Annotated in this window: 11 protein-coding genes; 9 read left to right on the top strand and 2 right to left on the bottom strand. The window is 65.5% G+C overall.

The window, feature by feature from the left end; all coding sequences use genetic code 11:
* Positions 1-119: 119 nt before the first annotated feature.
* The 5 genes from EO170_RS19465 to EO170_RS19485 all read left to right on the top strand — a co-directional run bounded on the left by EO170_RS19465 (position 120) and on the right by EO170_RS19485 (position 5,585).
* Positions 120-500 carry a RidA family protein gene (locus tag EO170_RS19465; RefSeq protein ID WP_042597620.1) on the top strand — a complete coding sequence of 127 codons (381 nt, stop codon included), beginning with the start codon at positions 120-122 and terminating at the stop codon, positions 498-500.
* Positions 501-529: 29 nt separating this feature from the next.
* Complete coding sequence (gene recG, locus EO170_RS19470) at positions 530-2,674, top strand: ATP-dependent DNA helicase RecG (protein WP_126947533.1); 2,145 nt, start codon at positions 530-532, stop codon at positions 2,672-2,674.
* Between the two features lie 138 nt (positions 2,675-2,812).
* Positions 2,813-3,751 (top strand): nucleoside hydrolase, encoded by a 939-nt coding sequence (locus EO170_RS19475; RefSeq protein ID WP_115677324.1) that lies wholly within the window; start codon positions 2,813-2,815, stop codon positions 3,749-3,751.
* Between the two features lie 71 nt (positions 3,752-3,822).
* Complete coding sequence (locus EO170_RS19480) at positions 3,823-4,065, top strand: type B 50S ribosomal protein L31 (protein WP_024938126.1); 243 nt, start codon at positions 3,823-3,825, stop codon at positions 4,063-4,065.
* Positions 4,066-4,295: 230 nt separating this feature from the next.
* Positions 4,296-5,585: a citrate synthase gene (locus tag EO170_RS19485; protein ID WP_039409911.1), complete on the top strand. Its 1,290-nt coding sequence runs from the start codon at positions 4,296-4,298 to the stop codon at positions 5,583-5,585.
* 102 nt (positions 5,586-5,687) lie between these two features.
* Here the strand turns inward: EO170_RS19485 and EO170_RS19490 are convergent, their stop codons facing one another.
* On the bottom strand, positions 5,688-6,338 hold the full coding sequence (locus tag EO170_RS19490) for a hypothetical protein (protein ID WP_126947536.1): 651 nt from the start codon (positions 6,336-6,338) through the stop codon (positions 5,688-5,690).
* A 214-nt stretch (positions 6,339-6,552) separates the two neighbouring features.
* A complete protein-coding gene (locus EO170_RS19495; protein ID WP_104584765.1) occupies positions 6,553-8,970 on the bottom strand; it encodes a penicillin-binding protein 1A in 2,418 nt (805 codons plus the stop codon).
* Between the two features lie 215 nt (positions 8,971-9,185).
* On the opposite strand from EO170_RS19495, the gene EO170_RS19500 reads away from it, so the two are divergent.
* From EO170_RS19500 to EO170_RS19515, 4 genes are read left to right on the top strand one after another with little or no spacing between them, the layout of a single operon-like run.
* Positions 9,186-10,244, top strand: coding sequence for a pilus assembly protein PilM (locus EO170_RS19500; protein ID WP_104584767.1), 1,059 nt, complete (start codon positions 9,186-9,188; stop codon positions 10,242-10,244).
* Positions 10,244-11,011 carry a PilN domain-containing protein gene (locus EO170_RS19505; protein WP_104648860.1) on the top strand — a complete coding sequence of 256 codons (768 nt, stop codon included), beginning with the start codon at positions 10,244-10,246 and terminating at the stop codon, positions 11,009-11,011. The genes EO170_RS19500 and EO170_RS19505 overlap by 1 nt, the downstream gene beginning before the upstream one ends.
* Complete coding sequence (locus tag EO170_RS19510) at positions 11,008-11,673, top strand: type 4a pilus biogenesis protein PilO (protein ID WP_104584775.1); 666 nt, start codon at positions 11,008-11,010, stop codon at positions 11,671-11,673. Before EO170_RS19505 ends, EO170_RS19510 begins: the two co-directional genes overlap by 4 nt.
* A complete protein-coding gene (locus EO170_RS19515) occupies positions 11,670-12,203 on the top strand; it encodes a pilus assembly protein PilP (protein ID WP_104584778.1) in 534 nt (177 codons plus the stop codon). The genes EO170_RS19510 and EO170_RS19515 overlap by 4 nt, the downstream gene beginning before the upstream one ends.
* The last annotated feature ends 6 nt before the right edge of the window (positions 12,204-12,209 follow it).

Genomic DNA, 12,209 nt, shown 5'->3' on the forward strand with positions numbered 1-12,209 from the left:
CGGCTCGCGTCAGGTGCCGGCACCTGAGTCACCAAGCCGGTCCTGCGCCTTCACCAGTCGCTCCCCTGCCGCATGCGCCGATACAATGCGCGCTTGTTTTCAGTGTTGACGGAGTTCCCATGTCCCAGATCATCCATACCGATCAGGCGCCTGCCGCCATCGGTCCGTATTCCCAGGCCGTGCGCGCCGGCAACACCGTGTATTTCTCCGGGCAGATCCCGCTGGACCCGGCCACCGGCGAGATCGTGCCCGGCGACATCGGCGCGCAGGCACGCCGCGCGTTCGACAACCTCAAGGCAGTTGCGGAAGCGGCCGGCGGCTCGCTCGACAGGATCGTGCGACTGGGCCTGTACCTCACCGATCTGGGTCAGTTCGCCGCCGTCAATGCGGTGATGCAGGAGTATTTCCAGGCGCCGTTCCCCGCGCGTTCGACCATCGAGGTCTCCGGCCTGCCCAAGGGCGCCGGCTTCGAGGTCGATGCGGTGATGGTGCTCGACTGATCCAGCTCGGCTGATCCGAGCGCCCTGTCGTGCCGCGCGCAGCGACCCTCACCCCGCGCCTGGCCGTCGCAGGCCAGGCCTCGCTTGCCAGCCTGCCCGGCGTCGGCCCGAAAGTGGCCGGGAAATTTGCTGCGCGCGGCATCTTGACGCTGCAGGATCTGTGGCTGCATCTGCCCTTGCGCTACGAGGACCGCACGCGGCTGACCACGATCGCGCAGTTGCAGAGCGGTGTGCCGGCGCAGATCGAGGGGCGCGTGGACGCGGTGGAGCGCGGCTTCCGCTTTCGCCCGGTGTTGCGCGTGGCGGTCTCGGACGAGTCGCACGGCAGCGTGGTGCTGCGCTTCTTCCATTTCCGCGCCGCGCAGGTGGCGCAGTTCGCACCGGGCACGCGGTTGCGGGTGTTCGGCACGCCCAAGCCGGGACAGAATGGCTGGGAAATCGTGCATCCCAGCTACCGTGTGCTGGCACCTGGCGAGGATGCCGTGCTGGGTGACAGCCTGGACCCGGTCTATCCGGTCCTGGAAGGCGTGGGCCCGGCCACGCTGCGCAAGCTCATCGGCCAGGCGCTGGAGCGGTTGCCGGAAGAGGCCGCGCTGGAACTGCTGCCGCCGCACTGGTTGCAGGACCAACAACTGCCCTCGCTGCGCGCCGCGCTGCTGACCATGCATCGCCCGCCGGTGAACACCGACCCGCAGCAGTTGCTCGCCGGTGGGCATCCGGCCCAGCAGCGTCTGGCGATCGAAGAACTGCTGGCGCATCAGCTCAGCCTGCGCCGCCAGCGCATCGCCCTGCAGCGATTCCGCGCGCCGCTGCTGCCGGGCAACGGCACCCTGGTGCAGCAACTGCGTGCGGCATTGCCGTTCCAGCTCACCGGCGCGCAGCAGCGCGTGTTCGCACAGATTGCCCGCGACCTGGCCAAGCCGTCGCCGATGCTGCGGCTGGTGCAGGGCGATGTCGGCAGCGGCAAGACCGTGGTTGCGGCATTGGCGGCGATGCTGGCGGTGGAGCAGGGCAAGCAGGTCGCACTGGCCGCGCCGACCGAGCTGCTGGCCGAGCAGCACCTCACCAATCTGCGTGGCTGGCTGGAACCGCTGGGCGTGCGCATCGTCTGGCTGGCCGGCAAGGTCACCGGCAAGGCGCGCGCCGCGGCGATGGCCGAGGTGGCCTCCGGCCAGGCGCAGGTGGTGGTCGGCACGCATGCCTTGATGCAGGACGCGGTGGTCTTCCACGATCTGGCGCTGGCCATCATCGACGAGCAGCACCGCTTCGGCGTGCATCAGCGCCTGGCCTTGCGCGACAAGGGGGCCGCTGCCGGCAGCGTGCCGCATCAGTTGGTGATGACCGCCACGCCGATTCCGCGCACCCTGGCGATGTCCACCTATGCGGACCTGGATGTCTCGGCGATCGACGAACTCCCGCCCGGGCGCACCCCGGTGCAGACCATCGTGCTCAGTGCCGAGCGTCGGCCGGAGCTGGTCGAGCGCATCCGCGCCGCCTGTGCCGAAGGGCGTCAGGCCTACTGGGTCTGCACCCTGATCGAAGAAAGCGAGGAGCCCGGCAAGGACGCGCCCAGCGGCCCGCCAAGGATCGAAGCGCAGGCGGCGGAGGTCACCTTCCAAGCCCTGTCCGCGCAATTGCCCGGGGTGCGTGTGGCACTGGTGCACGGGCGCATGAAAGCGGCCGAAAAACAGAAAGCCATGCTGGATTTCAAGCAGGGCCGCACCGACCTGCTGGTCGCCACCACGGTGATCGAGGTCGGCGTGGACGTGCCCAACGCCTCGCTGATGATCATCGAAAACGCCGAGCGCCTGGGCCTGGCGCAGTTGCACCAGTTGCGCGGCCGGGTCGGGCGCGGCGCGGCCGCGTCCAGTTGCGTGCTGCTGTATCAGGCGCCGCTATCGATGATGGCGCGGCAACGCCTGGAAACCATGCGCCAGACCAACGACGGCTTCGTGATCGCGGAAAAGGATCTGGAGCTGCGCGGCCCCGGCGAATTGCTGGGCACCCGCCAGACCGGCCTGGCCAGCTTCCGCATCGCCGATCTCACCCGCGATGCCGGGTTGCTGCCGCGCGTGCAGGTGCTTGCCGAGCGGCTGCTGGCCGACGCGCCGGAGATTGCCGACCGTGTGGTCGCGCGCTGGATCGGCAGCGCGGTGCGTTACGCCGCGGCTTGAGTGGCGGGGATTGGGGAATCGGGAATCGGGAATCGTAAAAGCAAGGCTGCTGCGTCCTGGGCGTCCCGCTGATTCGCTTGGCCGGCTGATCCTTGCGAAGATGCGGCGACGAATCCCGAATCCCGAATCTCCAATCCCATGACCAAAAAGATACCGCTGCTGATCGACACCGACCCGGGCGTGGACGACGCGCTGGCCTTGCTGATGGCCTTCAACGACCCCCGGCATGAGGTCGTTGGCCTGACCATCGCCGCCGGCAACGTCGGCCTGGAGCACACCGTGCGCAATGCCTTGAAGGTCTGCGAGATTGCCGGGCGTGAGGATGTGCCGGTCTACGCGGGCTGCCCGCAGCCGCTGCTGCATCCGTCGGTGGACGCGGCGCATGTGCATGGCATCGACGGTTTCGGCGATGTCGGCCTGGCGCCGGCCAGGCGTACTGCCGAGACCGAGCATGCTGCACTGGCCATCCTGCGCCTGTCGCACGAATACGCCGGTGAACTGCTGCTGGTGGCGCTCGGTCCGCTGACCAATTTGGCGCTGGCGCTGACGCTGGATCCGACCCTGCCGCAGCGGGTGGCGCGGCTGGTGGTGATGGGCGGGGCGCTGACCGGGCATGGCAACATCACCGCGGCGGCCGAATTCAACATCGGCTTCGACCCGGAAGCGGCGCACATCGTATTCCGCGGCTTTCCGCAGTTCGACGTGGCCGACTGGGAAGCCACCATCGCCCACGGCCTGCTGCATCGCGATGTCGAGCAATGGCTGGCGGCCGACTCGGCGCAGGCGCGGTTCTACGAGGAAATCTCGCGCAAGACCCGCCTGTGGTCCGAAGACAGCCGCGGCGAGTACTGGTACGCCGCCGATGCACTGGCGATGGCGTTCGCGCTGCACCCGGAAGGTGCCCAGCGGCTGGAGCAGCGTCCGGTCCATATCGAGTTGACCGGTACGCATACCCGCGGGATGACCCTGGTGGACTGGAACCGGCAGGGTGGCGCGCCCGACAATGCCAACCTGTTGCTGGAGTACGACCGCCGGCAGTTCTACGGTCTGGTCGGGGCGGCGCTGGCGGCGGGTTAGGGTGATCTTGCGCCGGGCGTCTGGAGGCCGCTATAATGCCCGGCTTATCCAGGCAGCCCGGCGCCAAGTCCATGAAAGATAACGTTCATCCCAGCTACAACGACGTCGTCTTCCACGACGTGACGTCCGATTTCAAGATTCTGACCCGTTCCACCATGAGCTCGAAAGAGACCGTGAAGTGGGAAGACGGCCAGGAATACCCGCTGATCAAGGTGGATATCTCCTCGGCATCGCACCCGTTCTATACCGGCAAGCACAAGGTGATCGACACCGGCGGCCGGATCGACAAGTTCCAGAAGCGCTACGCGCGCTGAGCTTGCAGGACGGGCTGTACCGGCAGCGGCCGCGCATTGCGCGGCCGTTGTTTTTTGGGGCCTTGGCAACTTCGTTTTCACGCCTTCGATAGGGGCGTCTACGACTTCTGTCCAAGCGACGGCCAAAATGCTGCTGTGCGATAATGACGTGATCCGGGGCGATGCCCTGGACTTCCATCACGTGCCTGCCCATCCGGTGACAGGCGCCTTCCACTGAAGGAGCGTACACAGTGTCCGATCTTGATCAGGTCACGCTCAACGCCGGCGACAAGTCGGTCGTTCTGCCGGTTCTCAAGCCCACGCTTGGCAATGATTGCGTCGATATCTCAAAGCTGACCAAAGAAACCGGTCTGTTCACCTACGACTCGGGCTTCACCGCCACCGCCAGCTGCAAGTCGGCCATCACCTACATCGATGGCGACAACGGCGTGTTGCTGTATCGCGGCTACCCGATCGAACAGTTGGCCGAGAAGTCCAGCTTCCTCGAAGTCTCGTACCTGCTGATGAACGGCGAGCTGCCGACCGCGGACGAGTTCAAGAAGTTCGACCACGAAGTGACGCATCACACGATGATGCACGAGTCGCTGAAGAACTTCCTCGGTGGTTTCCGCCATGACGCCCATCCGATGGCCATGCTGGCCGGTTCGGTCGCCTCGCTGTCGGCGTTCTATCACGACACCCTGGACCTCAACGATCCGGAGCAGCGCCGTCAGGCCGCCATCCGTCTGATCGCCAAGGTGCCGACCCTGGCTGCTGCCGCGTACCGCTATTCGATCGGCTGGCCGATCCGCTACCCGCGCAACAACCTCAACTACGTCGACCGCTTCCTGCACATGATGTTCGAAGTGCCGAGCGAGCCGCTGGAGATCAATCCGGTGGTGGCCAAGGCGCTGGATCTGCTGTTCATCCTGCATGCCGATCACGAGCAGAACGCCTCGACCTCGACCGTGCGTCTGGTCGGTTCGACCGGTGCCAATCCGTACGCATCGGTCGCAGCGGGCATCACCGCGCTGTGGGGCCCGGCACACGGCGGCGCCAACGAAGCCGTGCTGAAGATGCTGGAAGAGATCGGCACCGCCGACAACGTCGAGTCCGCCGTGGCCAAGGCCAAGGACAAGAACTCCTCGTTCCGCCTGATGGGCTTCGGTCACCGCGTCTACAAGAACTTCGACCCACGCGCCAAGATCATCCGCGAGATGACCCACAAGGTGCTGGGCGAGCTGGGCGTCAACGATCCGCTGCTGGAAGTGGCGTTGAAGCTGGAAGAAGCCGCGCTGAAGGACGACTATTTCGTGCAGCGCAAGCTGTACCCGAACGTCGACTTCTATTCCGGCCTGATCTACAAGGCGCTGAATATTCCGGTGGAGATGTTCACCGTGATGTTCGCCATTGCACGCACCGCCGGCTGGGTGTCGCATTGGCTGGAGCAGCAGGTCGACCCGGAAATGAAGATCGGCCGTCCGCGCCAGATCTACACCGGCTACGACAAGCGCGACTACACCGACAGCGCCAAGCGCTAAACGCCCGCGGTTGCCTGCTTGAACGAACGCCCCGCATTGCGGGGCGTTTGCTTTTGCGGGTTGGCGTTGTGGTCAGTGGTCACGCGTCATGGCGCGCTGCGATCAGCGCGTGCGCGGCAGGGCATCGCCACCGTCCTCTTCTGCCAACAACTGACGCAGCTGGGCGGCCGAGGCGCGCTGCATCGGCTTTTCGTCCAGCTGCGACAACGGCGCCTGGCGTAGGGCGTCGTACGGCAGCACCGTCAGGTCGAAGGTCAGTTCCTCGGCACTGAACAACCAGACCGGAAACTCGCCAGTCCGCTCGCGGTCCAGGCGCAGCCGGCGCGTCCGCAATTCGGCAGGAATGCGGTGTTCTTCCAGAAACCGCTGCACGGCATCGGCATCGTCGCTGTGCAGCTGCAACTGCACCGGCGCATTGGCGTCGGCCGTGCCATCGAGCACCGGGCCGGCCAGGCGCGGCTGGAACGGGCCGAGAAACTCAAGCGCGCGCAACGCCGCTTCGCGGCGCTGGCGCAAGCGCAGCCCGTGCGCCGGTCCGGCGAACAGGCGTTGGTGCTCGCGCAGGGCGTCTTCGATCTCGCGATTGCGCGGCAGCGATGCGTCGTCGTGGATGCCCAGCCGGCTGGCCGCCTTGAGCTTGGCCTGATGAAAATCGCGGATGCCGCCTTCGGCCATCAACCGGGCTGCTTCGTGCGCCAGGCGGTGGCGCCGTTCTCGGGTTCGCGTATCGGCGTGTTCGCGCGCGTGATGCATGACCGGGCTCCCCTCATGAACCTGGTTCGACTCTACAACAGCGGCATGACGGTGTGGCGAAGGTCACAGGGCGCAGGCCCGATGGACCGTGCTCGATGACCGCAAGCACGCGCAGGCATGCGTTGCACCATCGCTGCCGCTACGTGCCGAGCCCAGGGAATCGGCCGGCCTGCGCCGTTCCGATTCCCCATTCCCGATTCCCGAATCCCGGCACTCAGAAAATATCGAACGCCTTCTCGTCCTGCTGCTCCTGCAGGCCGTAGTCGTAATCCTGCAGGCGATCCAGGTCCTCGTTCTTCACCCATTCCACCGCGCCATTGATGGTGGCCTGGGTCATGCCGTCGGGCGGGTCGTTGGCGGCGATCGGCTTGTCCTTCAGGGCCACGCGCATGTACTCGATCCAGATCGGCAATGCGGCCTTGCCGCCGTATTCGCGATAGCCGAGCGAGCGGAAGTCGTCGCGGCCCACCCACACCGTGGTGGCATAGGGACCGCCGAAGCCGGAGAACCAGGCGTCACGGTGATCGTTGGTCGAGCCGGTCTTGCCGCCGACGTCCTCGCGCCCCAGTACCTTGGCCGCGGTACCGGTGCCGCGCTGGACCACGTCGCGCATCATCGACACCAGCTGGTAGGCAGTGCGCTCGTCGATGGCGCGCGGTGCGATCTTGGTTTCGGCAGTGGCTGCCGGGGCGGTCTCCGCCGGCGTGGCCGTGGTCGGCTCGATCGACTTGGGCAGCGCCGGGGCGCCGAAGTTGAAACCGTCCACCACCTGGCTCACCGGTGCGACATTGCCGCCCTGCAGTGCGCAGGTACGGCAGGCCACTGCCGGCACTTCCTTGAAGACGACATTGCCGTCGCGGTCCTTGACCTCGTCCACGATCCAGGTGTCCACGCGCGAGCCGCCGTTGGCGAACACCGCATAGCCGCGCGCGACCGACAATGGCGTCAGCGATGCGGTACCCAGTGACATCGACAGGTTGGGCGGCAGCTCGGCCTCCTGGAAGCCGAACTGGCTGATGTATTTACGTGCGAAATCGACGCTGATCGCGTCCAGCAGGCGTACCGACACCAGGTTGCGCGATTGCACCAATGCCTCGCGCAGCCGCATCGGGCCGCGGAAGCCGCCGCCGTCGTTCTGCGGCGACCAGGTCTTGCCGCGGCGGTCGCGGAACACCACCGGGGCATCGAGCACGATCGAGGCGGGGTTGAAGCCCTTTTCGAACGCAGCCGCATACACGAACGGCTTGAAGCTGGAGCCCGGCTGGCGGCGTGCCTGGGTGGCACGGTTGAACTTGTTGCCGGCGAAGCTGAAACCGCCGACCAGCGCGCGCAGCGCGCCGCTGTTGGCATCCAGCGACACCAGCGCGGCCTGGCCGCGCGGCAATTGGTCGATGATCCATTCGCCGTCTTTTTCGCCGGCGCGGATGCGGGTCAGGTCGCCGCGCGTCAGCAACTTGGCCGGGGTCTTGTTGGTCCAGCGGCTGGCGCTGGCCGGCAGGGTCAGCTCGGTCTTGTCACTCTGCACGACAGTCACGCCGCCGTCGGCATTGGTGCGCGCCACGATCACCGCGCGCAGGCCGCCCTGGGTGAACACGCCGGACAGATGCTTGGCCAGTGCCGCTGCATCCGCGTCGGCGGGGACATCGAAATGCTGTTCGACGCCATGCCAGCCATGCCGGTGGTCGTACAGGCGCAGGCCGTCGGCAACCGCTGCATCCGCGCCGGTCTGCAGTTTGGCATCGATGGTGGTGGTGACGTGGTAACCCTTGTTGAGCACATCGCCGCCGTACTTGGCGATCATTTCCTGGCGCACCAGCTCGGCCACATACGGGGCGTAGACCTCGACCGGCGGCTCATGCGGCTTGGCGTGCATCGGCACCGCCTTGGCCGCATCGGCTTCGGCCTGGCTGACAAAGCCCAGGTCGGCCATGCGTTGCAGCACGTAGTAATCGCGACGTTCCTGGGCACGCTCCGGATTGCTGATCGGGTTGCCGCTGGACGGGAACTTGGGGATGCCGGCCAGCGAGGCCATCTCGTCCAGGCTCAGTTCGCTCATCTTCTTGCCGTAGTAGTACTCGGCCGCAGCACCCACGCCGTAGGCGCGGTTGCCGAAGAAGCTCTTGTTGAGATACAGCTCGAAGATCTCGTCCTTGCTCAGCTCACTTTCGATCTTGCGTGCCAGCAGGATCTCGGCCAGCTTGCGGGTGTAGCTGTACTCGGAACTGAGGAAGAACTGCCGCGCCACCTGCTGGGTGATGGTCGAACCACCCGGCACCCGCTTGGCGTCGGTGCTGGCCAGCAGCCACACCGCGCGGGCAATGCCCTTGTAATCCACACCGCCGTGCTCGTAGAAGCGCGCATCCTCGGTGGCCAGGAAGGCCTGCTTCAGGCGCAGCGGCACGTCCTTCATCTGGATGGGATAGCGCCGGGTCTCGCCATAGACGGCCATCAGGCGGCCATCGCTGGAGTAGACATACATCGGCTCCTGCAGTTCGACCTGCTTGAGCGACTGCACGTCCGGCAGCTTGGAGGAAACAGCGTAATACAGGCCGCCGGCAGCAATAGCGCCAAGCAGGGCGAGCACCACGAACGCGGCCAGGATCCAGCCCAGCCAACGACGAATACGGGGCATGTTGAGAGAGATTCCGATTGCAGATTTCTTGGTCACAGAGTATAGATGACGCCGGGTTTGGCTGGGGCCGAACTCTGGGGATCGCAGCAGACAGCACTGGGGTCACGGTCGCGGGGCCATTGCCTCGCGCGTGAAGGGCTTGTCTACTGTTAAAATTTGATTATTAATACGAGGGCGCAGACTGCGTCCAAGTGCCCATCGGCAGGGGAGTTTCCGTGGGGCTTCTACCCAAGAGTCAGTCGCCACTTATTGGTGTCGATATCAGTTCCACTGCGGTCAAGCTCCTGCAGCTGTCGCGCAGCGGGAATCGTTTCCGCGTGGAACATTACGCTGTAGAGCCGTTGCCGCCGAATGCGGTCGTGGAAAAGAACATCGTCGAAGTCGAGGCGGTGGGCGAGGCCATCCGCCGCGCCATCAACCGTTCCGGCAGCAAGGCCAAGAATGCCGCAGCCGCGGTGGCCGGGTCGGCGGTGATCACCAAGCTGATCCCGATGCCGGCCGATCTGGACGACAGCGATCTGGAAGCGCAGGTCGAACTGGAAGCCACCAATTACATCCCGTACCCGATCGAGGAAGTGAATCTCGACTTCGAGGTGCTCGGCCCGATGCCCAACAGCCCGGACATGGTCCAGGTGCTGCTGGCGGCCTCGCGTTCGGAAAATGTGGAACTGCGCCAGTCTGCGCTGGAACTGGGTGGCCTGACCGCCAAGGTCATGGACGTGGAGGCCTTCGCGGTCGAGAACGCCTTTGCCCTGGTCGCCAGCGAGCTGCCGGTGGCTGCCGATGCGGTGGTGGCGCTGGTGGACATCGGCGCGACCATGACCACGTTGAGCGTGCTACGCGCCGGTCGCAGCCTGTATAGCCGCGAGCAGGTGTTCGGCGGCAAGCAGCTCACCGACGAGGTGATGCGCCGGTACGGGCTGACCTACGAAGAGGCCGGCCTGGCCAAGCGTCAGGGCGGTTTGCCGGAAAGCTACGAGGTCGAAGTGCTGGAGCCGTTCAAGGAGGCGACAGTGCAGCAGATCAGCCGTTTGCTGCAGTTCTTCTACGCAGGCAGCGAATTCAATCGCGTCGACTGCATCGTGCTGGCCGGTGGTTGCGCGGCGCTGTCGCGCCTGCCGGAAATGGTGGAAGAGCAGCTCGGCGTGACCACCGTGGTCGCCAACCCGCTTGCGCAGATGACGCTGGGCCCGAAGGTCCAGGCCCATGCGCTGGCGCTGGATGCACCTGCATTGATGATTGCCACCGGCCTGGCCCTGAGGAGCTTTGACTGATGGCAAGAATCAATCTATTGCCCTGGCGCGCCGAGCGCCGGAAGGCGCGCGAGCGCGAGTTCTATTCGATGCTGGGCTTCGCCGCGCTGGGCGGAGTGCTGCTGTCTGCACTGATCTGGTTCTACTACGACGCGCAGATCAGCGGCCAGACCGAGCGCAATGCGTTCCTGACCACCGAAATCGACAAGGTCAAGGCGCAGAACGAAGAGATCAAGGAGCTCGACAAGAAAAAGGACCGTCTGCTCGCCCGCAAGAAGGTGATCGAGGAACTACAGGCCAATCGCTCGCAGATGGTGCACCTGTTCGACTCGCTGGTGCGCACCATTCCCGATGGCGTGGCCTTGACCAACATCAAGCAGGACGGCGACATCCTGACCCTGGAAGGTCGCTCGCAGTCCAATGCGCGCGTCAGTGCCTACATGCGCAACCTGGAAGGCTCGGGCTGGATGACCAATCCGGACCTGTCGATCATCGAGGCCAAGAGCCAGGACAAGACCGGGCAGCCTGCCGCATCTGCGACGGACACCACGGCGCTGCCGTACGTATTCACGCTCAAGGTCAAGCTGGCCAATCCGAACGAGGCTGACAAGAACGGCACCGCACCGGTCGACGCGCAAGCGCCGGGCGCAACGCCGGCCGGGACCGCACCCGCGGGCGCGCCAGCGGCGACACCTGCAGCGCCTGCACCTGCCACGCCGCCGGCCGCTGCGCCTGTGCAGCCAGCGCCGGTGCCAGCCAATCGGCCGCAGGAGGGGGCGGCGTCATGAGTAAGAAAGCATTCAAGCTCAGCGATCTGGATTTCAACAACATCGGCGGCTGGCCGCAGCAGGCACGCATCGTGTTCTGCGTGGTGGTCGGCCTGTTCATCATGGTGCTGGCCTGGTTCCTGCTGATCAGCGGCAAGCGCGATGAACTCGAAAGCCTGGAAGGCACCGAAACACAGCTGCGCACCGAGTTCGAGACCCAGCAGGGCCGTGCGGTGAATCTGGAGCCGCTCAAGCAGCAGCTCGCGCAGATGGAGCAGGTGCTGCAGCAGATGCTGCGCCAGCTGCCCAGCAAGACCGAAATGCCGGATTTGATCATCGACATCTCGCAGACCGCGTTGTCCAGCGGCCTGTCCAACGAGTTGTTCCAGCCGGGTCCGGAGTCGCCGAAGGAGTTCTACGCCGAAAAGCCGATCGCCTTGCGCATGGTGGGCAGTTACCACCAGTTCGGTGCCTTCGTCAGCGGCGTGGCGTCGCTGCCGCGCGTGGTGATCCTGACCATGCACGACATCAACCTCAAGCCGAAGGATCCCAAGGCCGGCATCACGCCGCGCGGGGCGCTGGAACTGTCCGGCACGGTCAAGACCTATCGTTATCTGGACGATGAGGAAATGGCCGAGCAGGAGAAGGCGGCGGCCGACGCTGCGAAGAAGGGCGGCCAATGACCATGAGACTGCTCAAGATCCTGTCCTGCGTGGCGCTAATGGCTGTATTGCCGGCGTGTACGCGCGGTGTGACCAGCACCCCGGGCGATGCGCCGAATCTGGAAGCCTGGGTTGCCGAGGTGCGCGCACGTCCGGCGCCGCCGTTGGAGCCATTGCCGGTGATGCAGCAGTTCGAGACGTTCGAATATGCGGCGCAGTCGATGCGCGACCCGTTCAGCGATGCCTGGGTCAGTGCCGAAGGCGGCAATGGCACGCGTCCGGATCCGAACCGGCGCAAGGAGCCGCTGGAAGCCTATCCGCTCGACGCCCTCGACATGGTGGGGACCATTGGTGGCGGCGCGGGTCTGGTCGCCCTGGTCATGGCACCGGACAAGGTGACCTACCGGGTACGGCCGGGTGTGTATCTGGGACAGAGCGATGGCCGGGTCACCGGGGTCTACGAAGACCGCATCGAGCTGATTGAACTTGTGCCGGACGGTGCGGGTGGATGGCTTGAACGGCCGGCCGCGCTCGCGCTGGATGATCAATAAAGTGAT

It is taken from the genome of Xanthomonas sp. BRIP62409, assembly GCF_003992965.1.
In the GTDB taxonomy this organism is placed as follows: domain Bacteria; phylum Pseudomonadota; class Gammaproteobacteria; order Xanthomonadales; family Xanthomonadaceae; genus Xanthomonas; species Xanthomonas euroxanthea.

Bases quoted from the DNA above. Each gene is read 5' to 3' on its own strand.
- EO170_RS19495 (WP_104584765.1), bottom strand. From the start codon at position 8,970: ATGCCCCGTATTCGTCGTTGGCTGGGCTGGATCCTGGCCGCGTTCGTG.
- EO170_RS19490 (WP_126947536.1), bottom strand. From the start codon at position 6,338: ATGCATCACGCGCGCGAACACGCCGATACGCGAACCCGAGAACGGCGC.
- EO170_RS19505 (WP_104648860.1), top strand. From the start codon at position 10,244: ATGGCAAGAATCAATCTATTGCCCTGGCGCGCCGAGCGCCGGAAGGCG.
- EO170_RS19465 (WP_042597620.1), top strand. From the start codon at position 120: ATGTCCCAGATCATCCATACCGATCAGGCGCCTGCCGCCATCGGTCCG.
- EO170_RS19515 (WP_104584778.1), top strand. From the start codon at position 11,670: ATGACCATGAGACTGCTCAAGATCCTGTCCTGCGTGGCGCTAATGGCT.
- EO170_RS19480 (WP_024938126.1), top strand. From the start codon at position 3,823: ATGAAAGATAACGTTCATCCCAGCTACAACGACGTCGTCTTCCACGAC.
- EO170_RS19510 (WP_104584775.1), top strand. From the start codon at position 11,008: ATGAGTAAGAAAGCATTCAAGCTCAGCGATCTGGATTTCAACAACATC.
- EO170_RS19475 (WP_115677324.1), top strand. From the start codon at position 2,813: ATGACCAAAAAGATACCGCTGCTGATCGACACCGACCCGGGCGTGGAC.